Annotated in this window: 14 protein-coding genes; all 14 read right to left on the bottom strand. The window is 61.9% G+C overall.

Translation table 11 applies throughout. The features are described from left to right. Positions 1 to 18: 18 nt before the first annotated feature. The 14 genes from eno to rseP all read right to left on the bottom strand — a co-directional run bounded on the left by eno (position 19) and on the right by rseP (position 18,684). Entirely contained in the window at positions 19 to 1,308 is a 1,290-nt protein-coding gene (gene eno, locus HZR81_RS10575; RefSeq protein ID WP_500128052.1) for a phosphopyruvate hydratase, read from the bottom strand. Positions 1,309 to 1,341: 33 nt separating this feature from the next. Next, positions 1,342 to 2,187, bottom strand: a complete 846-nt coding sequence (gene kdsA / locus HZR81_RS10570) for a 3-deoxy-8-phosphooctulonate synthase (protein WP_102840858.1) — start codon at positions 2,185 to 2,187, stop codon at positions 1,342 to 1,344. Further along, a complete protein-coding gene (gene pyrG, locus HZR81_RS10565) occupies positions 2,184 to 3,815 on the bottom strand; it encodes a CTP synthase (protein WP_133455899.1) in 1,632 nt (543 codons plus the stop codon). Before pyrG ends, kdsA begins: the two co-directional genes overlap by 4 nt. 167 nt (positions 3,816 to 3,982) lie before the next feature. Beyond that, the gene (gene tilS, locus HZR81_RS10560) at positions 3,983 to 5,272 is read right to left on the bottom strand and encodes a tRNA lysidine(34) synthetase TilS (RefSeq protein ID WP_500128051.1); all 1,290 of its coding nucleotides are present in this window, start codon (positions 5,270 to 5,272) and stop codon (positions 3,983 to 3,985) included. Positions 5,273 to 5,397: 125 nt separating this feature from the next. After that, complete coding sequence (locus HZR81_RS10555) at positions 5,398 to 6,348, bottom strand: acetyl-CoA carboxylase carboxyltransferase subunit alpha (RefSeq protein ID WP_014819915.1); 951 nt, start codon at positions 6,346 to 6,348, stop codon at positions 5,398 to 5,400. Between the two features lie 184 nt (positions 6,349 to 6,532). Next, the gene (gene dnaE, locus HZR81_RS10550; protein WP_500128050.1) at positions 6,533 to 10,054 is read right to left on the bottom strand and encodes a DNA polymerase III subunit alpha; all 3,522 of its coding nucleotides are present in this window, start codon (positions 10,052 to 10,054) and stop codon (positions 6,533 to 6,535) included. Positions 10,055 to 10,209: 155 nt separating this feature from the next. After that, positions 10,210 to 10,848, bottom strand: a complete 639-nt coding sequence (gene rnhB / locus HZR81_RS10545; protein ID WP_152481077.1) for a ribonuclease HII — start codon at positions 10,846 to 10,848, stop codon at positions 10,210 to 10,212. After that, positions 10,848 to 11,981, bottom strand: coding sequence for a lipid-A-disaccharide synthase (lpxB, locus tag HZR81_RS10540; RefSeq protein WP_500128054.1), 1,134 nt, complete (start codon positions 11,979 to 11,981; stop codon positions 10,848 to 10,850). Before lpxB ends, rnhB begins: the two co-directional genes overlap by 1 nt. Position 11,982: 1 nt before the next feature. Then, the gene (lpxA, locus tag HZR81_RS10535; RefSeq protein WP_063543797.1) at positions 11,983 to 12,759 is read right to left on the bottom strand and encodes an acyl-ACP--UDP-N-acetylglucosamine O-acyltransferase; all 777 of its coding nucleotides are present in this window, start codon (positions 12,757 to 12,759) and stop codon (positions 11,983 to 11,985) included. After that, positions 12,756 to 13,196, bottom strand: coding sequence for a 3-hydroxyacyl-ACP dehydratase FabZ (fabZ, locus tag HZR81_RS10530; RefSeq protein WP_264884526.1), 441 nt, complete (start codon positions 13,194 to 13,196; stop codon positions 12,756 to 12,758). Before fabZ ends, lpxA begins: the two co-directional genes overlap by 4 nt. Positions 13,197 to 13,298: 102 nt before the next feature. Further along, positions 13,299 to 14,357: a UDP-3-O-(3-hydroxymyristoyl)glucosamine N-acyltransferase gene (lpxD, locus tag HZR81_RS10525; RefSeq protein ID WP_264884502.1), complete on the bottom strand. Its 1,059-nt coding sequence runs from the start codon at positions 14,355 to 14,357 to the stop codon at positions 13,299 to 13,301. A 1-nt stretch (position 14,358) separates the two neighbouring features. Beyond that, positions 14,359 to 14,862, bottom strand: coding sequence for an OmpH/Skp family outer membrane protein (locus HZR81_RS10520; protein ID WP_063544005.1), 504 nt, complete (start codon positions 14,860 to 14,862; stop codon positions 14,359 to 14,361). A gap of 48 nt (positions 14,863 to 14,910) precedes the next feature. Next, entirely contained in the window at positions 14,911 to 17,262 is a 2,352-nt protein-coding gene (gene bamA / locus HZR81_RS10515) for an outer membrane protein assembly factor BamA (protein WP_500128049.1), read from the bottom strand. Between the two features lie 69 nt (positions 17,263 to 17,331). After that, positions 17,332 to 18,684, bottom strand: a complete 1,353-nt coding sequence (rseP, locus tag HZR81_RS10510; protein WP_500128048.1) for an RIP metalloprotease RseP — start codon at positions 18,682 to 18,684, stop codon at positions 17,332 to 17,334. Between the last annotated feature and the right edge of the window lie 11 nt (positions 18,685 to 18,695).

Below are 18,695 nucleotides of genomic sequence, written 5' to 3'. Positions count from 1 at the left end.
TTTTTTAATGCCGCAGGATCAGCCGCGGAATTCGGCACGACCGTTGTACGGTGCCTTGCCGGCCAGCTGCTCTTCGATACGCAGCAGCTGGTTGTACTTCGACACGCGGTCGGAGCGGCACAGCGAACCGGTCTTGATCTGACCAGCGGCAGTGCCGACGGCCAGGTCGGCGATGGTGCTGTCTTCGGTCTCGCCGGAACGGTGCGAGATCACAGCAGTGTAACCGGCCGCCTTGGCCATCTGAATGGCTTCCAGGGTTTCGGTCAGCGAGCCAATCTGGTTGAACTTGATCAGGATCGAGTTGCCGATTTTCTCGTCGATGCCGCGCTTGAGGATCTTGGTGTTGGTCACGAACAGGTCGTCACCGACCAGCTGAACCTTCTCGCCGATCTTGTCGGTCAGCGACTTCCAGCCTGCCCAGTCGGACTCGTCCATGCCGTCTTCGATGGAGATGATCGGGTAGCGCTGGGTCAGGCCCGCCAGGTAATCGGCGAAGCCCTCGGCGTCGAACACCTTGCCTTCACCGGCCAGGTCGTATTTGCCGTCCTTGTAGAACTCGCTGGAAGCGCAGTCCAGGGCCAGGGTCACGTCACTGCCCAGCTTGTAGCCGGCCTTCTCGACCGCCTCGGCGATGGCACCCAGCGCATCCTCGTTGGAGGCCAGGTTCGGCGCGAAACCGCCCTCGTCGCCCACTGCGGTGTTCAGGCCACGAGCCTTCAGCACGGCTTTCAGGTGATGGAAGATCTCGGCACCCATGCGCAGCGCGTCGGCGAAGGTCTTGGCTCCGACCGGCTGGACCATGAACTCCTGGATGTCGACGTTGTTGTCTGCGTGTTCGCCGCCGTTGATGATGTTCATCATCGGCACCGGCATCGAATACTGGCCAGGGGTGCCATTGAGGTCGGCGATGTGCGCATACAGCGGCACGCCCTTGGCTTGGGCAGCGGCCTTGGCAGCCGCCAGGGACACGGCGAGGATCGCGTTGGCGCCGAGCTTGGCCTTGTTCTCGGTACCGTCGAGCTCGATCATCGCCTGATCCAGGGCCTTCTGATCGGCCGGATCCTTGCCCAGCAGCAGATCGCGAATCGGCCCGTTGACGTTGCCCACGGCCTTCAGCACGCCCTTACCCAGGTAACGGCTCTTGTCGCCATCGCGCAGTTCCAGAGCCTCGCGCGAACCGGTGGATGCACCGGACGGCGCGCAGGCGCTGCCGATGATGCCGTTATCGAGGATCACATCGGCTTCCACGGTGGGGTTGCCACGGGAGTCGAGAACTTCACGCCCCTTGATGTCGACGATCTTTGCCATTGTTGTTAACACTCCATAGATAGCTGCAAGGCTTCAAGCAGTTTCGATTGGCGGGAAATTCTTGACCAGATCATCCAGCTGCTTGAGCTGGGTGAGGAAAGCTTCGAGCTTGTTCAGACGCAGCGCGCACGGACCGTCGCACTTGGCATTCTCCGGCTCCGGATGCGCCTCCAGAAACAGCCCGGCCAGCCCCTGGGACAGGCCGGCCTTGGCCAGGTCGGTGACCTGGGCACGACGCCCACCAGCCGAGTCGGCGCGACCGCCCGGCATCTGCAGGGCATGGGTGACGTCGAAGAACACCGGGTACTCGAACTGCTTCATGATGCCGAAGCCGAGCATGTCGACGACCAGATTGTTGTAGCCGAAGGACGAGCCGCGCTCGCAGAGGATCAGTTGGTCATTACCAGCCTCCTCGCACTTCTTCAGGATGTGCTTCATCTCCTGCGGTGCGAGAAATTGCGCTTTCTTGATGTTGATCACCGCACCGGTCTTGGCCATCGCCACCACCAGGTCGGTCTGCCGCGAGAGGAAGGCCGGCAGCTGGATGATGTCACAGACATCTGCCACCGGCTGCGCCTGCCACGGCTCGTGTACGTCGGTGATGACCGGCACGCCAAAAGTCTTCTTCACTTCCTCGAAGATCTTCATCCCCTCTTCCAGACCGGGGCCGCGGAACGAAGTGATCGATGAGCGGTTGGCCTTGTCGAAGCTCGCCTTGAACACGTACGGAATGCCGAGCTTCTCGGTTACCCGCACGTATTCCTCACAGGCCTGCATGGCCAGGTCCCGCGACTCGAGGACGTTGATGCCGCCGAACAGCACGAACGGCTTGTCGTTGGCGATCTCGATGTTGCCTACGCGAATGGTCTTCTGACTCATGCCTTCTTCGCCTTGTATTCCAACGCTGCGTTGACGAAACCGCTGAACAGCGGATGACCGTCGCGCGGCGTGGAGGTGAACTCAGGGTGGAACTGGCAAGCGACGAACCAGGGATGATCCGGAGCCTCGACCACTTCCACCAGCGCACCGTCTCCGGAGCGCCCGGTAATCTTCAGTCCGGCTGCCTGCAGTTGCGGCAGCAGGTTGTTGTTCACTTCATAGCGATGACGATGACGCTCGACGATGCGCTCCTGGCCATAGCATTCGAACACCTTCGAGCCCGGCTCCAGACCACATTCCTGCGCACCGAGGCGCATGGTGCCGCCGAGGTCGGAGCTATCGCTGCGGGTCTCCACCGCACCGCTGGCATCTTCCCACTCGGTGATCAGACCGACGACCGGGTGACCGCTGTCCTTGTCGAACTCGGTGGAGTTGGCATCGGTCCAGCCCAGCACATCGCGAGCGAACTCGATGACCGCCACCTGCATGCCCAGGCAGATACCCAGGTATGGGATCTTGTTCTCGCGGGCATAGCGCACGGTGGCGATCTTGCCTTCCACGCCGCGCAGGCCGAAACCGCCCGGCACCAGAATGGCATCGACGCCTTCGAGCAGGCCGGTGCCCTGGTTCTCGATGTCTTCGGAGTCGATGTAACGCAGGTTCACTTTGGTCCGACTCTGAATGCCAGCGTGGCTCATCGCCTCGATCAGAGATTTGTAGGCATCCAGAAGTTCCATGTACTTGCCGACCATGGCGATGGTGACTTCCTTCTCCGGATGCAGCTTGGCATCGACGACACGATCCCATTCGGAGAGATCGGCGCCACGGCATTCGAGACCGAAACGCTCGACGACATAGTCATCGAGACCCTGAGCATGCAGGATGCCCGGGATCTTGTAGATGGTGTCGGCGTCCGGCAAGCTGATCACCGCGCGCTCTTCGACGTTGGTGAACAGCGCGATCTTGCGCCGCGAAGACACGTCGATGGCGCGATCCGAACGGCAGACCAGTACGTCAGGCTGCAGGCCGATGGAGCGCAGCTCCTTCACCGAATGCTGGGTCGGCTTGGTCTTGGTCTCGCCGGCGGTGGCGATGTAAGGCACCAGCGTCAGGTGCATCAGCATGGCGCGCTTGGCGCCGACTTCGACACGCAACTGGCGGATGGCCTCGAGGAAGGGTTGCGACTCGATGTCGCCCACGGTACCGCCGACCTCCACCAGCGCCACGTCGGCGTCGCCGGCACCCTTGATGATGCGACGCTTGATCTCGTCGGTGATGTGCGGGATGACCTGGATGGTTGCGCCCAGGTAGTCGCCCCGGCGCTCACGGCGCAGCACGTCCTCGTAGACGCGACCAGTGGTGAAGTTGTTGTTCTGGGTCATGCGGGTGCGGATGAACCGCTCGTAGTGGCCCAGGTCGAGGTCGGTCTCGGCGCCGTCATGGGTGACGAACACCTCGCCGTGCTGGAACGGGCTCATGGTGCCCGGATCGACGTTGATGTAAGGGTCCAGCTTGAGCATCGTGACCTTCAGGCCCCGCGCCTCCAGGATGGCCGCCAATGAAGCCGAGGCGATGCCTTTCCCCAATGAAGAAACAACACCACCCGTGACGAAGATGTAGCGCGTCATGAAAAACCCTAGAAGTCTGCGTTAAGCGGCCGGCGCCGCCGGGGGAAAGCGAAGGTGCCATTGCGCGGATCGGCAATAGCGCAACTGCCGCGGATTCGAAGAAACCGCAGAAGCTGTATTGAGACGGGAGCGTAGTCTACCGGAAAGGCCCTATCAGCTCAAACCACTTAGCAGCCCGGCGCGCACCAATTCAGGGCGCACCGGCCAGCGCTCAGTTGCGGAAGGTTGGCCACGGCGACCAGTTGCTCATCGCAATACAGCAAGGGCAATCGGCCACGGGCAAACGCAGGAACCCCGGCTTCATTCAGCAGGCGCTTGAGGTCTCGCCGGCCGCGACCGGACACATCCATCACTTCACCACCCTTACGATAGCGAATCTGCAGCCTGCCAGTGGGCGGCATCCCGTCCAGCCGAAGCGAGCCATTGCCGGGAAGCTGCAGCTCGACGGAGGGGGCGAGCCAGTCGACCGGCCCGCCAACAGACGCAAGCCAGCCCTCCGGCAGCCACCAGATGCGCTCGCCGCTGCGCTGCAGCTCTCCACCTGCCAGCCGCCAGCGAGGCGTGGCATCCGCCCTGGCGTCACGCAGACACTCCCAACCGGCCCAGTGATTCTCATCCGGCGCCAGGGTCAGCCCTGCCAACCAATGGCGCAGCGCATTGCGCTGCCGCGCCGGCGTCAGCTCGCGCAACGGCGCAAGGGCAAGACTCGGCAGATTCAGCCAGTCGAAATCAATGTCGGCTTGGGCAACCGCGAGATCCTGCTGCGCCAGGTCATCGAGCAGCTGCTGCGCATCAGCCATATGCGCTGCCGTGCGTGCCAGGCTGGATGAAACCTGAGGCCAGCGCTGCTGCAGCAGAGGCAGGACCTGCCGACGCAGAAAATTGCGTGAATATTCCAGCTGCTTGTTGCTGGGATCCTCGACCCACGCCAAGCCGTTGGCACGTGCATAACCTTCGAGTTCGGCCCGCGACACGTCCAGCAACGGCCGAACCAGCTGGCCGCTTGCCAAGGCGCGCGCGACCGGCATCGCTGCCAGCCCCCGTACACCAGCTCCGCGCAGCAGCCGGAACAGCAGCGTCTCGGCCTGGTCATCACGGTGCTGGCCGGTCAGCAGCAGCTCATCTTCGCCCAGGCGCGCAGCGAACGCCTGATAGCGCGCATCGCGTGCAGCCCGCTCCAGACTGGCGCCTGGAACAATTTGCACGCGCACAATCTCCAGCGCGACGCCAAGCCGGTCGCAGACTTGCTGGCAGTGTGCTGGCCAGTCGTCAGCGGCGACCTGCAGGCCATGGTGCACATGAATTGCGCGAATCGGAGGCAGCGCACGACGTTCCGCCAGCCGCACCAGCGCGTGCAACAGAACAGTGGAATCAAGACCGCCGGAGAACGCCACCCACCACGCCGATGAGCCGCGCCACGGAGCAAGACGGGAAAGGAGGAGGGAATCGAGGGACATGCGGGCGCTTCGAAAATCGAGAATGCCGGCAAGCATAAGGCTCAGGAGCGAAAGCCGCGAGCGAAGGCCCGACAGCGAATCCTGGCGTGCCTCGCTCAGAGAGGCGAAGCACGCACACGGATGACTCAGGCGATACCGTAGCTCATCAGACGCTCATAGCGACGCGCCAGCAGCGCATCGGTGTCCAGCGACTTGAGCATGTGCAGCTGGCTGTTGAGCTGCTCGCGCATGGCCGCGGCCATGACGGCCGGGTTGCGATGGGCGCCGCCCAGCGGCTCGGGGATCACCTTGTCGACGATGCCCAGATCCTTCAGGCGCTCGGCGGTGACACCCATGGCCTCGGCGGCTTCCGGCGCCTTCTCGGCGGTACGCCAGAGAATCGAGGCGCAGCCTTCCGGGGAGATTACCGCGTAGGTGGAATACTGCAGCATGTTCAACTGGTCGCAGACGCCGATCGCCAGAGCACCGCCGGAACCACCCTCGCCGATCACGGTGGCAATGATCGGAGTCTTCAGCCGCGCCATCACGCGGAGGTTCCAGGCGATGGCCTCGCTCTGGTTGCGCTCTTCGGCATCGATCCCAGGATAGGCGCCCGGGGTATCAATGAAGGTCAGGATCGGCATCTTGAAGCGCTCGGCCATTTCCATCAGACGGCAGGCCTTGCGATAGCCCTCCGGACGCGGCATACCGAAGTTACGACGCACCTTCTCGCGTACTTCACGGCCTTTCTGATGACCGATGATCATCACCGGCTGGCCGTCCAGACGCGCCGTACCACCAACAATGGCCGCGTCGTCGGAGAAATGGCGGTCACCGTGCAGTTCTTCAAACTCGGTGAACAGGTGATTGATGTAATCGAGGGTATAGGGCCGCTGCGGGTGGCGAGCCAGACGGGCGATCTGCCAGCTGGTCAGATTGCCGAAGATGCTTTCGGTGAGCGACTCGCTCTTGTCCTGCAGGCGGGCAATCTCATCGCCGATGTTCAGCGAGTTGTCGTTACCAACCAGGCGCAATTCTTCGATCTTGGCTTGCAGGTCGGCGATCGGCTGTTCGAAATCCAGGAAGTTCGGGTTCATAGGCATCCGTCATGCGTCGACGGCCAGGCGGCCGGGAGGCTGTTCCGTTTTTTGCGCCTTACCTTACGGGAGCGGCGCATTCAGGTCGAACAAAAATTGTTCTGAAACCATGACCCGGTCAGCACCGGGCCGTTCAGGCCTGACTCGGAAAGCACATGTCGATGAACTTTCCGGGCCTGGCCCTCTATCGGTATTGCAGGAAGACGTTGTCGCGTCCGAACTGGTCACGCAATGCCTGAATCAAGTTGTCCGCCGGATCGATTCGCCAGTCCTCGCCGAACTGCAGCAGCGCCCGCGCATCGCGACCGGTGTACTCCAGCGTGATCGGGCAGGCACCGCGATGGCGGCCGCAAACCTCGGCCAGCCAGCGCATGCGTTCGCCCTTGAGCGCCTCGCCGGCGACCTTGACCCGCAGACTCTCGGCCAGCCCGGTACGCGCTTCCTCCAGACTCATCACACGCTTGGCGCGCAGGCGCAGGCCGCCGGAAAAGTCGTCGTTGCTCACCTCGCCTTCGACCACCACCAGGGCATCGGTCTGCAGCAAGGCCTGCGCCGTGTTGAACGCCTCGGCGAACAGCGAAGCCTCGATACGCCCCGAGCGGTCATCCAGGGTGATGAAGCCCATCTTGTCGCCTTTCTTGTTCTTCATGACCCGCAGGTTGACGATGAGGCCGGCAATGGTCTGTTCTCCGCGCGCCGGGCGCAGGTCGACGATGCGCTGACGAGCGAAACGACGCACTTCCCCCTCGTATTCATCGATCGGGTGGCCGGTGAGATAGAGACCGAGGGTGTCCTTTTCGCCTTTCAGACGCTCCTTCAGCGAAAGCTCGCGCGCCTTTCGGTGATTGGCGTAGACGTCGGCCTCCGGCTCGGCGAACAGGCCGCCGAACAGATCCATGTGGCCGCTCTCGGCGCTGCGTGCGGTCTGTTCGGCGGCCTGTACCGCCTCTTCCATCGCCGCCAGCAGCACTGCGCGGTTGCGGTCGATGTTGGCCTGGTAGGCCTTGGCCTCCTCGAAGAAATACGGTCCGAGGCGATCCAGCGCACCGGAGCGGATCAGTGCTTCCAGGGTGCGCTTGTTGATGCGTTTGAGGTCGATGCGCGCGCAGAAATCGAACAGATCCTTGAACGGGCCTCCCGCGGCGCGGCATTCGGCGATGGCCTCGACAGGCCCCTCGCCCACACCCTTGACCGCGCCCAGGCCATAGACGATGCGGCCGTCGTCATTGACGGTGAACTTGAACTCGGAGACGTTAACGTCGGGCGGATCGATGCGCAGCTTCATGCTGCGGCATTCCTCGATGAGGATCACCACCTTGTCGGTGTTGTGCATATCCGCCGAGAGCACGGCTGCCATGAACGGCGACGGGTGATGTGCCTTGAGCCAGGCCGTCTGGTAGGACACCAGGCCGTAGGCGGCTGAGTGCGATTTGTTGAAGCCGTAGCCGGCGAACTTTTCCACCAGGTCGAAGATGTTGCCCGCCAGGTCCGCATCGATCCCATTATTGGCGCAACCTTCGATGAAGCCGCCGCGCTGCTTGGCCATCTCCTCGGGCTTCTTCTTACCCATGGCGCGGCGCAACATGTCGGCGCCACCGAGGGTGTAGCCGGCCATCACCTGGGCGATCTGCATCACCTGTTCCTGGTACAGGATGATGCCGTAGGTGGGCTTGAGCACCGGCTCCAGCCCCGCGTACTGGTAGTCCGGGTGCGGATATGAGACTTCGGCACGCCCATGCTTGCGGTTGATGAAGTCATCCACCATGCCCGACTGCAACGGGCCGGGGCGGAACAGGGCCACCAGTGCGATGAGATCTTCCAGGCAGTCCGGCTTGAGCTTCTTGATCAGCTCCTTCATGCCGCGCGATTCGAGCTGGAACACCGCTGTGGTCTCGGCCTTCTGCAGCAGCTGGTAGGTCGGCTTGTCGTCCAGCGGAATGAAGTCGATGTTGACCGGCTCCAGGCCCTTCTTGGACTGCTCGCGGTTGATGGTTTCCAGCGCCCACTTGATGATGGTCAGCGTGCGCAGGCCGAGGAAGTCGAACTTCACCAGGCCGGCCTGCTCGACGTCGTCCTTGTCGAACTGAGTCACCAGGCCGCCGCCTTCCTCGTCACAGGCGATCGGCGCGAAGTCGGTGAGCTTGGTCGGCGCGATCACCACACCGCCGGCGTGCTTGCCGGTACCGCGGGTGATGCCTTCGAGCTTGAGCGCCATATCCCAGATTTCGCGGGCGTCCTCGTCGACGGCGAGGAAGTCGCGCAGCGGCTCCTCCATCTCATAGGCCTTCTCGAGGGTCATGCCCACCTCGAAAGGGATCATCTTCGACAGACGGTCGGCAAGACCATAGGACTTGCCCTGGACCCGCGCCACGTCACGCACCACCGCCTTGGCCGCCATGGTACCGAAGGTGATGATCTGGCTCACCGCATTGCGCCCGTACGCCTCGGCCACGTAATCGATGACCCGGTCGCGGCCGTCCATGCAGAAGTCGACGTCGAAGTCGGGCATGGAAATACGTTCGGGGTTGAGGAAGCGCTCGAACAGCAGGTCGTAGGCCAGCGGATCGAGGTCGGTGATCTTCAGCACGTAGGCCACCAGCGAGCCGGCACCCGAACCGCGGCCCGGGCCGACCGGCACGCCGTTGTTCTTGGCCCACTTGATGAAGTCCATAACGATCAGGAAGTAACCGGGAAAGCCCATCTGAATGATGGTGCCCAGTTCGAACTCGAGGCGGTCGATATAGACCTGCTTCTTCGCCTCGTAGTCCGGCGTGTCCTTGGGCAGCAGGACTTCCAGGCGCTCCTCCAGGCCCTCGAACGAGACCTGACGCAGGTAGTCGTCGATGGTCATGCCTTCGGGTACCGGGAAATTCGGCAGAAAGTAGGTACCCAGCTGCACTTCGATGTTGCAGCGTTTGGCGATCTCGACGGTGTTTTCCAGCGCCTCGGGCAGGTCCGCGAACAGCTCGGCCATCTCCTCGGGCGTCTTCAGGTACTGCTGATCGGAATAGGTGCGCGGGCGACGCGGATCATCCAGGGTACGGCCTTCACCGATGCAGACGCGGGTCTCGTGCGCCTCGAAATCATCCTGCTTGAGAAAGCGCACGTCGTTGGTCGCCACCAGCGGCGCGCCGCTGCGCTCGGCCAGCGCCACGGCCGCATGCAGATGTTCTTCGTCATTGACCCGATTGGTGCGTTGCACTTCCAGGTAGAAGCGATCGGCGAATACCTCGCGCCATTCGGCAAGACGCGACGCCGCCAGCGCTTCGTCGCCATTGAGCAGAGCGTGGCCAATCTCCCCTTCCTTGGCACCGGAAAGCGCAATCAGCCCTTCGGCCGCTTCTTTGACCCACTCGCGCTCGATGATGACCAGATCGTTGCGCTGACCTTCGGTCCAGCCGCGAGAAATCAACTCGGTGAGATTGCGATAACCCTTGGGGTTCATCGCCAGCAGCGTCAGGCGGCTGAGCGGACCATCCTCGTCGCAGCCGGCCAGCCAGATATCGGCGCCACAGATCGGTTTGATTCCGGCACCCTGGGCCGTCTTGTAGAACTTCACCAGCGAGCACATGTTGCTCATGTCGGTCACCGCCACCGCCGGCATTCCGCTCGCCGCCACCGCCTTGATCAGCGGCTTGACGCGTACCAGGCCATCGACCAGCGAGTACTCGGTATGCAGACGGAGATGGACGAAGGAAGCAGGCATGTACAGACCTTGAGCTGGCAGAACGACAAGCGCGGGATTGTACCGGAAAGCAATCGTCCGCTGGCGAACGTACCGACCGCCAGAGCCATCGCAAACCGTGACCGCAGAAGCGCATGAAGGCAGAGCGGAACCTCTGCCCGTGGCAGCCGGTGGCCCTAGACCAGCAGGACGCTGGTCGGAACCTCTACCTCGCTGCTCACCTGTTCGAGCATCGCGCGGACGGGTGCAAACGAGCGACGGTGAATGGGCGTTGGCCCGAGACGACGCAGCGCTTCAAGGTGGCTCGGCGTCGGGTAGCCCTTGTGGCCGGCCAGCCCATAGCCCGGATAGCACAGATCCAGCGCCTGCATTTCGCGGTCGCGGCTGACCTTGGCCAGGATGGACGCGGCCGCGATGGCCGGAACCTGTGCGTCACCCTGGATCACCGGCGCGCTGGGCACGGCCAGCTTAGGGCAGCGATTGCCGTCGATCAGCGCCAGCCGCGGTGTGACGCTCAGTCCTTCGACCGCACGCTGCATGGCCAGCATGGTGGCATGCAGGATATTGAGCTGGTCGATCTCCTCCACCTCGGCGCGTGCGATGCACCAGGCGACCGCTTTCTCCCGAATTTCGTCGAACAAGGCCTCTCGGCGAGCCTCGGTCAGCTTCTTCGAGTCATTCAGCCCTTCGATCGGCCGTGCCGGATCGAGGATCACGGCCGCCGTCACCACAGGACCACACAGCGGCCCACGGCCCACCTCGTCGACACCGGCAACCAGCTCTTCCACGAGATTGAAATCGAGCCCGAACTGCATCAGCGTGCTTCCACCAACCGCAGAACCGCATCGGCGGCCTGACCCGAGGCGTCACAGCGCAGCGTGCGATGGATGCTGTCGAATCCCTCCGTCTGCACTTCGCCATCATCCAGCAGGGGCGACAACGCCTGGGCCAGCGCCTCCGGTGTCGCCGCATCCTGCAGCAGCTCCGGCACCAGCAGGCGCTGCGCCAGTAGATTGGGCAATGCGACGTAAGGGCTTTTCACCAATCGGCGCAAGATGCGATAGGTCATCGGCGCCACGCTGTAGGCCACCACCATGGGCCGCTTGAATAGCAACGCCTCGAGCGTGGCGGTACCGGAGGCGATCAGCACCGCATTGCAGGCGGCCAGCGCCTCGTGGGATCGGCCGTCGAGCAGCGTCAGCGGCAAGTCGCGGGCTGCCAGCATCTGTTCCAGCTGCAGCCGGCGCTCCGGGCTGGCGCAGGGCATGACGAAACGAATGCCGGGACGCATGGCGCGCAACCGCTCGGCAGCGCTAAGGAACAGTTCGCCCAGACGGGATACCTCACCACCGCGGCTGCCCGGCATCAGCGCGACGATCATGCCCTGCTGCGGCAAACCGAGCGCCTCCCGTGCGGCTGCGCGGTCGGCACAAAGCGGAATGGTATCGGCCAACGGATGGCCGACGAAGCGCACCGGCACCTGATGCTCGTCGTAAAACCTGGCCTCGAAGGGGAACAGCGTCAGCATCAGATCGCAGGCTTCGCGAATCTTCAACACTCGCTTCTGCCGCCATGCCCAGACCGACGGGCTGACGTAGTGGACCGTCTTGATCCCGGCTCGACGCAGCTTGAGCTCGAGCCCCAGATTGAAATCCGGGGCGTCGATGCCGATGAATACATCTGGCCGCTGCGCGATCAAAGTGCTCACCAGACGCTTGCGGCGCGCAAGGAGTTCCGGCAGTCGGCCAAGCACTTCGACGAGCCCCATCACCGCCAGCCGTTCCAGCGGAAAGTAGGACCGCAGCCCTTCGGCCTGCATGCGTGGTCCACCTACGCCGATGAACTCGACATTGGCATGTTGCGCCTTCAGCGCCTGCATCAGGCCCGCGCCGAGAATGTCACCAGATGATTCCCCGGCAACCAGCGCGACCCTGAGCGGTTTGCTCATTTCAGCGGGTGATGCCACGAGTCGAAGCCTGGATCGAGTCGCGGAAAATCGCGACCTCGGGGAATGCCGCTGCACTCTCGGCCAGTTCGCTGAGCGCTGCCTCGACCGTCAAGCCTTTGCGGTAGACGACTTTGTACGCATTGCGCAAGGCATGCACGGCTTCGGCGCTGAAGCCGCGACGACGCATGCCCTCGAAGTTCATGCTGCGCGCCTCGGCCGGATTTCCGAACACGGTGACGAATGCCGGCACATCCTTGCCAATCGCCGTCCCCATACCGGAAAAACTGTGCGCACCGATATGGCAGAACTGATGTACCAGGGTGTAGCCGGAAAGAATCGCCCAATCCCCAACGTGCACGTGCCCGGCCAGCGCGGTGTTGTTGACCAGGATGCAATGATTGGCGATGACGCTGTCGTGGCCGATGTGCGCATAGGCCATGATCAGGTTGTGATCACCGATGGTGGTTTCGGAACGATCCTGCACGGTGCCGCGATGGATGGTGACACCCTCGCGAATCACGTTGTTATCGCCGATCACCAACCGCGTCGGTTCGCCCTTGTATTTGAGATCAGGAGTGTCTTCGCCGACCGAGGAGAACTGATAGATGCGATTGTTGCGACCGATGCGGGTCGGTCCCTTGATGACCACGTGCGACGCGATCACCGTACCCTCGCCAATTTCGACATCCGGGCCGATGATCGACCAGGGCCCTACCTGGACGTCATCCGCCAGCCGAGCCGCGGGATCGATAATGGCGCGAGGGTCGATCAAACTCATATTTTCTGTTCCGCGCAGATGATTTCAGCCGAGCAGACCGGCTTGCCATCGACGGTAGCGCGACAATCGAACTTCCAGATGCCGCGCTTGTTGCTCAGGAAGGCCGCCTCGAGAACCAGTTGATCGCCTGGACGAACCGGCTGGCGGAAACGCAGCTTGTCAGAACCGACGAAATAGTAAAGCGTGCCATCGGATGGCTTGACGCCCATCATCTTGAACCCCAACAAGCCAGCCGCCTGGGCCATCGCCTCGATGATCAGCACGCCCGGCATGATCGGATGTTGCGGGAAGTGACCGTTGAAGAACGGCTCGTTGATGGTGACGTTCTTGTAGGCGCGAACGCGCTTGGCCTCGATATCCATCTCCGTCACCCGGTCCACCAGCAGGAAGGGGTAACGGTGAGGCAAATATTCGCGAATCTCGTTGATGTCCATCATGTCAGGAAAGCGCCTGTAAGAAAGTAAAGGGCCGCCTGCGCCGAAAGCTCGCGCCAGCATTCACAGACAGCACCCCGAAAAAAACCGGATCAGACGGTAAGCTCAGGCATCAGAAGTCGGATTCAGATCCTGAGTCACGGCTGCCAGGCTTTTCTCCAGCTGCTGCAGCCGACGAGCCATGTCGTCCAGCTGACGAATACGCGCGGCACTCTTTCTCCAATCGGCCGCGCTTTGCATCGCAGTGCCCGATGAATAGCTGCCGGGCTCGGTGATTGAACGAGTGACCATCGTCATACCCGTGACGAACACGTTGTCGCAAACCTCGATGTGGCCGACCATGCCGACGCCACCGGCGATCATGCAGTTGCGCCCGATCTTGGTGCTGCCTGAAATCCCCGCACAACCCGCCATGGCGGTGTTATCACCAACCTGCACGTTGTGCGCGATCATGATCTGGTTGTCGAGCTTTACGCCGTTGCCAATCAGGGTATCGGAGAGCGCACCGCGGTCGATCGTGGTGTTGGAACCGATCTCGACGTCATCCCCAATACGCACGCCGCCGATCTGAGCGATCTTCTGCCAGGCACCTTTTTCCTTGGCGAAACCGAATCCCTCGCCACCGATCACCGCACCCGATTGAATGACGACACGCTTGCCGATCAGAACGTCGTGGTACAGCGTGACCCGCGGCGCAAGGCGTCCACCCTCGCCAATGCGGCAGCGTGCGCCGATGAATGACTGCGCACCGATCACCACATCCTTTTCGATGACCGCGCCGGATTCGATCACCACATAAGCGCCGACGCTGGCAGACGCATCGACATCTGCATCATCGGCCACTATTGCCGTGGGATGGATCCCAGCGCGGACAGCCGGACGCGTCTCGAACAGATGGGAAGCACGTGCGTAGGCAAGATAGGGGTCACTGACGACGATCGCCGAACCACCGAAACTCCCGGCATCCTCGGCTGACAGCAATACCGCTGCGGCGCGGCTGGTCGACAGATACTTGCGGTACTGGGCATTGGCGAGGAAGCTCAGCTGCGTTGGGCCCGCCTCCTGCAGCGTCGCCAAGCCATCGATGACCTGCGCAGCGTCGCCGCGCAGACTGCCACCCAACACCTCGGCCAGCTGACCGAGCGCGAAAACTGCACCGGCCATATCAGCGCAGCTGATTCATGCGCTCGATGACCTGGCGGGTGATATCGAACTGCGGTTTGACATCCACCACGGCACCGCGCTCGAACACGAGATCGTAATTGCCCTTTTTGATCACCTCTTCGACAGCCTGGTCCAGCTTCGGCTTGAGCTGCTTGAGCATGTCGCGGTCAGCCACGGCCTTGGCCTCGTTCAGCTCCTTGGACTGGAACTGAAAGTCACGAGCCTTCTGCTTGAATTCGAGTTCCAGGCGCTCGCGCTCGGCCTGCTGCATCTTGTCGCCATCCTTGACCAGACGGTCCTGGATACGCTTGGCATCGCTTTCGAGCGACTTGAGTTTGCTCAGCTGGGGGCCGAACTTCTTCTCGGCATCGACCGCATAGCGCTTGGCCGCGTCGGACTCGAGCAGTGCCATCTGATAGTTCATGACGGCAATCTTCATTTCGGCAAACGCGGGAGTCGCTACCAGCGCGGCAACGACGAGAAACAATTGAGTCAACTTACGCACGGTAAACACCACTCCTGAAAGAAAGCACTGAAGCATGGCGCCCCAATGTTAGAACGTTTGTCCCAGCGAGAACTGGAATACCTGGGTGTCGGCCTCGTCCGGCTTGACCACCGGCATCGCCAGACTGAAGCTCAGCGGGCCCATGGCGGTGATCCAGGTCAGCCCGACACCCACCGAACTGGCCATGTCGCCGAAGTCGATGTCGGTGCAGTTCTTCGATTCCGAAGGACAATTGGTGTTGTAGACGTTACCCACATCCCAGAACACGGAAGTACGCAGCGAACGCTGATCCTTGACGAACGGCATCGGGAACAGCACTTCAAGACCACCCTGAATCAACACGTTACCACCGAACGGCAACGGGTCCTGGTCCGGGTCGGCAATGGTGCCAGGCCGCGAACCGTCGCTCGGAGTACTGCGCGGGCCAAGACGGCTATCTTTGAAACCTCGGACGGAATTGAAACCACCCGCGTAATAATGCTCGTAGAACGGCAGGCTTGAGGTCGAGCCATAGGCATCACCGTACCCGAGGCGGGTATGCATGCGCAGGGTATAGTCCTTGGTCATCGGCACGAACAGCTGGCCGTTGTAGTCGAGCTTATAGAACGACAGATCGCTTCCAGGGATGGTCGTTTCAAAAACCAGGCTCTGCGAGTGACCACGTGTCGCCAGCACGCCGCGATTGAGGGTCGATTCCGACCAGCCGGCCGATGCCTTGAAGTTGAGGAAGCTATCGCCCTCCTCTTCCATGAACGTGAAGATCTCGTCCACCGTATAACGACCGGTGTCCAGATCATCCTGCTGCAATGTAAGGCCGAAGGACAGGCGCGATGTCTCGCTGATCGGATAGCCGATATTGATACCGCCACCCAGGCTGTCCACCGAATAGCTGGATACGTCGTAGGCCAGCTTATCGTAGTCGGTGGTGCGGTAGAAAGCGTTGTAGCCCAGGCTGACGCCGTCTTCGGTCCAGTAGGGGTCGACGAAGCCGAAGTTGTAGCGCGTCTGGTATTCGCTGCGGTTGAGGCCGATGCTGACGCGGTTGCCGGTACCCAGGAAGTTGTTCTGGCTGATCGAGCCACCGAGGATCAGGCCGGCGTTCTGGGCGAAGCCGATGCTCGCCATGATCGAACCGGACGGCTGCTCCTCGACGCTGTAGTTGACGTCGATCTGGTCGTCGGTGCCCGGCACCTGCGGGGTCTCGACGTTGACTTCCTTGAAGAAGCCCAGGCGTTCCAGGCGGACCTTGGACTGGTCGATCAGGTAGGTCGAGGCCCAGCCGCCTTCCATCTGGCGCATTTCGCGGCGCAGCACTTCATCTTCGGTCTTGGTGTTGCCACGGAAGTTGATGCGGTTGACGTAGGCGCGCTTGCCGGGATCGACGACGAAGGTGATCGAGACGGTATTGTCCTCGTCATTGGCTTCGGGAATGCCGTTGACGTTGGCGAAGGTGTAGCCCTCGTTGCCCAGCCGCCGCGTGATCAGTTCGGAAGTGGACGTCATCACCTTACGGGAGAATACCTGCCCTTCCTTTGCCAGCAACAGCGCTTCGATCTCTTCCTGCGGAACCTTGAGATCGCCACTGAGCTTGACGTCGCGCACCGTGTAACGCTCACCCTCGTCGATATTGACCGTCACATAGACGTGCTTCTTGTCCGGCGTGATGGATACCTGGGTCGAGGTGATATCCATGTTGATGTAGCCACGGTCCAGGTAATAGGAGCGCAAGCGTTCCAGATCGCCGGACAGTTTCTCGCGGGCATACTTGTCGTCGTTGCGGAAGAAGGAAAGCCAGTTGGTGGTCTTGAGCTCGAACAGGTCGACCAGATCCTCGTCCGGGAACACCGAGTTGCCAACAACGTTGATGTGCTTGATGGCCGCGACCGAGCCCTCATTGATCTTGATTTTCAGCGCGACGCGATTGCGCGGCTGGGCAACCACTTCGGTTTCGATGGTGGCCGAATAACGCCCCTGGGCGACATATTGGCGCTGCAGTTCGTTGCGCACGCCTTCGAGCGTCGCACGCTGGAAAATCTCGCCCTCGGCCAGCCCTGACTGCTGCAGCCCAGAAAGCAGATCCTCGGTCTTGATCGCCTTGTTGCCCTCGATCTCGATCGCCGAAATAGACGGGCGTTCGACTACGCTGATGACCAGCACGTCGCCGTCACGACCAAGCTGGATATCCTGAAAGAAGCCGGTACGAAAGAGCGCGCGGGTCGCTTCAACGAGGCGGCTGTCGTCTGCAGCCTCACCCACATTCAACGGTAGCGCACCGAAGACGCTGCCGGCAGAAACCCGTTGCAGACCATTGACGCGGATATCGGAGATAGTGAAGGACTCAGCGTGAACTTCGGCGATCATCAATGCGGAGATAACCGCAGGTAGCAGCAGACGTTTCATGAAGTCCTTTCTTATTCAAACCTGATGAATGAACCGGCAATTGGGCACGGCGACACTATGGATTCGGCGTTACAGACGGCCAAGGTCGTTGACCAACGCAAGCAGCATCACGCCAACCACCAGGCTGATGCCGATCTGTACTCCCCATCCCTGCACCCGCTCCGACAATGGACGCCCACGCACCCACTCAACGAGATAGAAGAGCAGATGCCCGCCGTCGAGCACCGGGATAGGCAATAGATTGAGAACCCCCAGACTAATGCTCAGGTAGGCGAGGAAATTGAGGAAATCCCCCAGACCGGACTGGGCAGAAGCGCCCGCCACTTTAGCAATGGTTATCGGGCCGCTCAAGTTTTTTACCGACAGCTCCCCGAACAGCATTTTCTTCAGTGAATCGAGCGTCAGCAGGCTCATGGTCCAGGTGCGTCTGACACCTTCAGCCACCGCTTCGAGCGGACCGAAGCTGACCTCGCGCAACATTTCAGCTGGCCACTCCCCTCCCTCGACGCCAGCTCCAAGATAACCGCGCCGCACTTCGCCCTCGCCGCGGGTGGCCAGTGTTAGCGATACATCCAAGCGCTGCCCTTGCCGCTCGACCTGCAACGAAACGGGCTCGCCAGGCAGAGTCCTTACTGCATCGATGACCTGCTGCCAGTCATCCAGAGGCTGCTGATTCAGGCTGAGCAGACGATCACCGAGACGGATTCCCGCTGCCTGCGCCGGCCCCTCTGGGTCCAGCTGCGCGATCACCGGGACAATCTGCGGCCGCCACGGCCTGATACCGAGCGAGGTGATGGGGTCCGGCTCCTCGACCCCCTTCAACCAGTTCTGCAAGGAAATCTGCAGATGTTTCTCGCTTGAGCCGCCCACATCACGCACCGTAACGTCGAGCTGCCCGCTCTCCCCCAGGCGCCTCACCAGCTGCAGATTGACCTCACCCCAACCGCTAACCGGCTTACCGTTGACCGCAACGATTTCCTGGTCGACGGCCAACCCGGCCTGAGCAGCGAGACTGCCCGGCTCGACCGCGCCGATAACTGGACGAATCTGCTCGCTGCCAAGCATGGCCAGCAGCCAGAAGAACACCAGAGCCAGGAGGAAATTGGCGAGCGGACCTGCGGACACGATGGCAAACCGCTGACGGACGCTCTTTCGGTTAAACGCGCTGTCGAGCAGCGCCGGCGGCACGTCGCCCTCGCGCTCGTCCAGCATCTTGACGTAGCCACCCAGGGGTATCGCAGCGATGACGAACTCGGTGCCCTGACGGTCATGCCAGCGGAACAGCGGGCTGCCAAAGCCGACGGAAAATCGCAGCACCTTTACACCGCAACGACGCGCAACCCAGAAATGCCCAAACTCGTGGAAAGTGACCAACACCCCGAGCGCCACGAGGGTACCAATGATCATGTAAAGCGCGCCCATAACTATCCTCC

It is taken from the genome of Pseudomonas sp. LM13 (assembly GCF_041381355.1).
GTDB classification, from domain to species: Bacteria; Pseudomonadota; Gammaproteobacteria; order Pseudomonadales; family Pseudomonadaceae; genus Stutzerimonas; species Stutzerimonas frequens.
The sequence above is the reverse complement of the archived record's forward strand: the minus strand, read 5'-3'. Positions and strand labels throughout refer to the sequence as shown.

Coding starts and splice junctions, on each gene's coding strand:
- eno (WP_500128052.1), bottom strand. CDS start 1,308: ATGGCAAAGATCGTCGACATCAAGGGGCGTGAAGTTCTCGACTCCCGT.
- kdsA (WP_102840858.1), bottom strand. CDS start 2,187: ATGAGTCAGAAGACCATTCGCGTAGGCAACATCGAGATCGCCAACGAC.
- pyrG (WP_133455899.1), bottom strand. CDS start 3,815: ATGACGCGCTACATCTTCGTCACGGGTGGTGTTGTTTCTTCATTGGGG.
- tilS (WP_500128051.1), bottom strand. CDS start 5,272: ATGTCCCTCGATTCCCTCCTCCTTTCCCGTCTTGCTCCGTGGCGCGGC.
- HZR81_RS10555 (WP_014819915.1), bottom strand. CDS start 6,348: ATGAACCCGAACTTCCTGGATTTCGAACAGCCGATCGCCGACCTGCAA.
- dnaE (WP_500128050.1), bottom strand. CDS start 10,054: ATGCCTGCTTCCTTCGTCCATCTCCGTCTGCATACCGAGTACTCGCTG.
- rnhB (WP_152481077.1), bottom strand. CDS start 10,848: ATGCAGTTCGGGCTCGATTTCAATCTCGTGGAAGAGCTGGTTGCCGGT.
- lpxB (WP_500128054.1), bottom strand. CDS start 11,981: ATGAGCAAACCGCTCAGGGTCGCGCTGGTTGCCGGGGAATCATCTGGT.
- lpxA (WP_063543797.1), bottom strand. CDS start 12,759: ATGAGTTTGATCGACCCTCGCGCCATTATCGATCCCGCGGCTCGGCTG.
- fabZ (WP_264884526.1), bottom strand. CDS start 13,196: ATGATGGACATCAACGAGATTCGCGAATATTTGCCTCACCGTTACCCC.
- lpxD (WP_264884502.1), bottom strand. CDS start 14,357: ATGGCCGGTGCAGTTTTCGCGCTCGGTCAGCTGGCCGAGGTGTTGGGT.
- bamA (WP_500128049.1), bottom strand. CDS start 17,262: ATGAAACGTCTGCTGCTACCTGCGGTTATCTCCGCATTGATGATCGCC.
- rseP (WP_500128048.1), bottom strand. CDS start 18,684: ATGGGCGCGCTTTACATGATCATTGGTACCCTCGTGGCGCTCGGGGTG.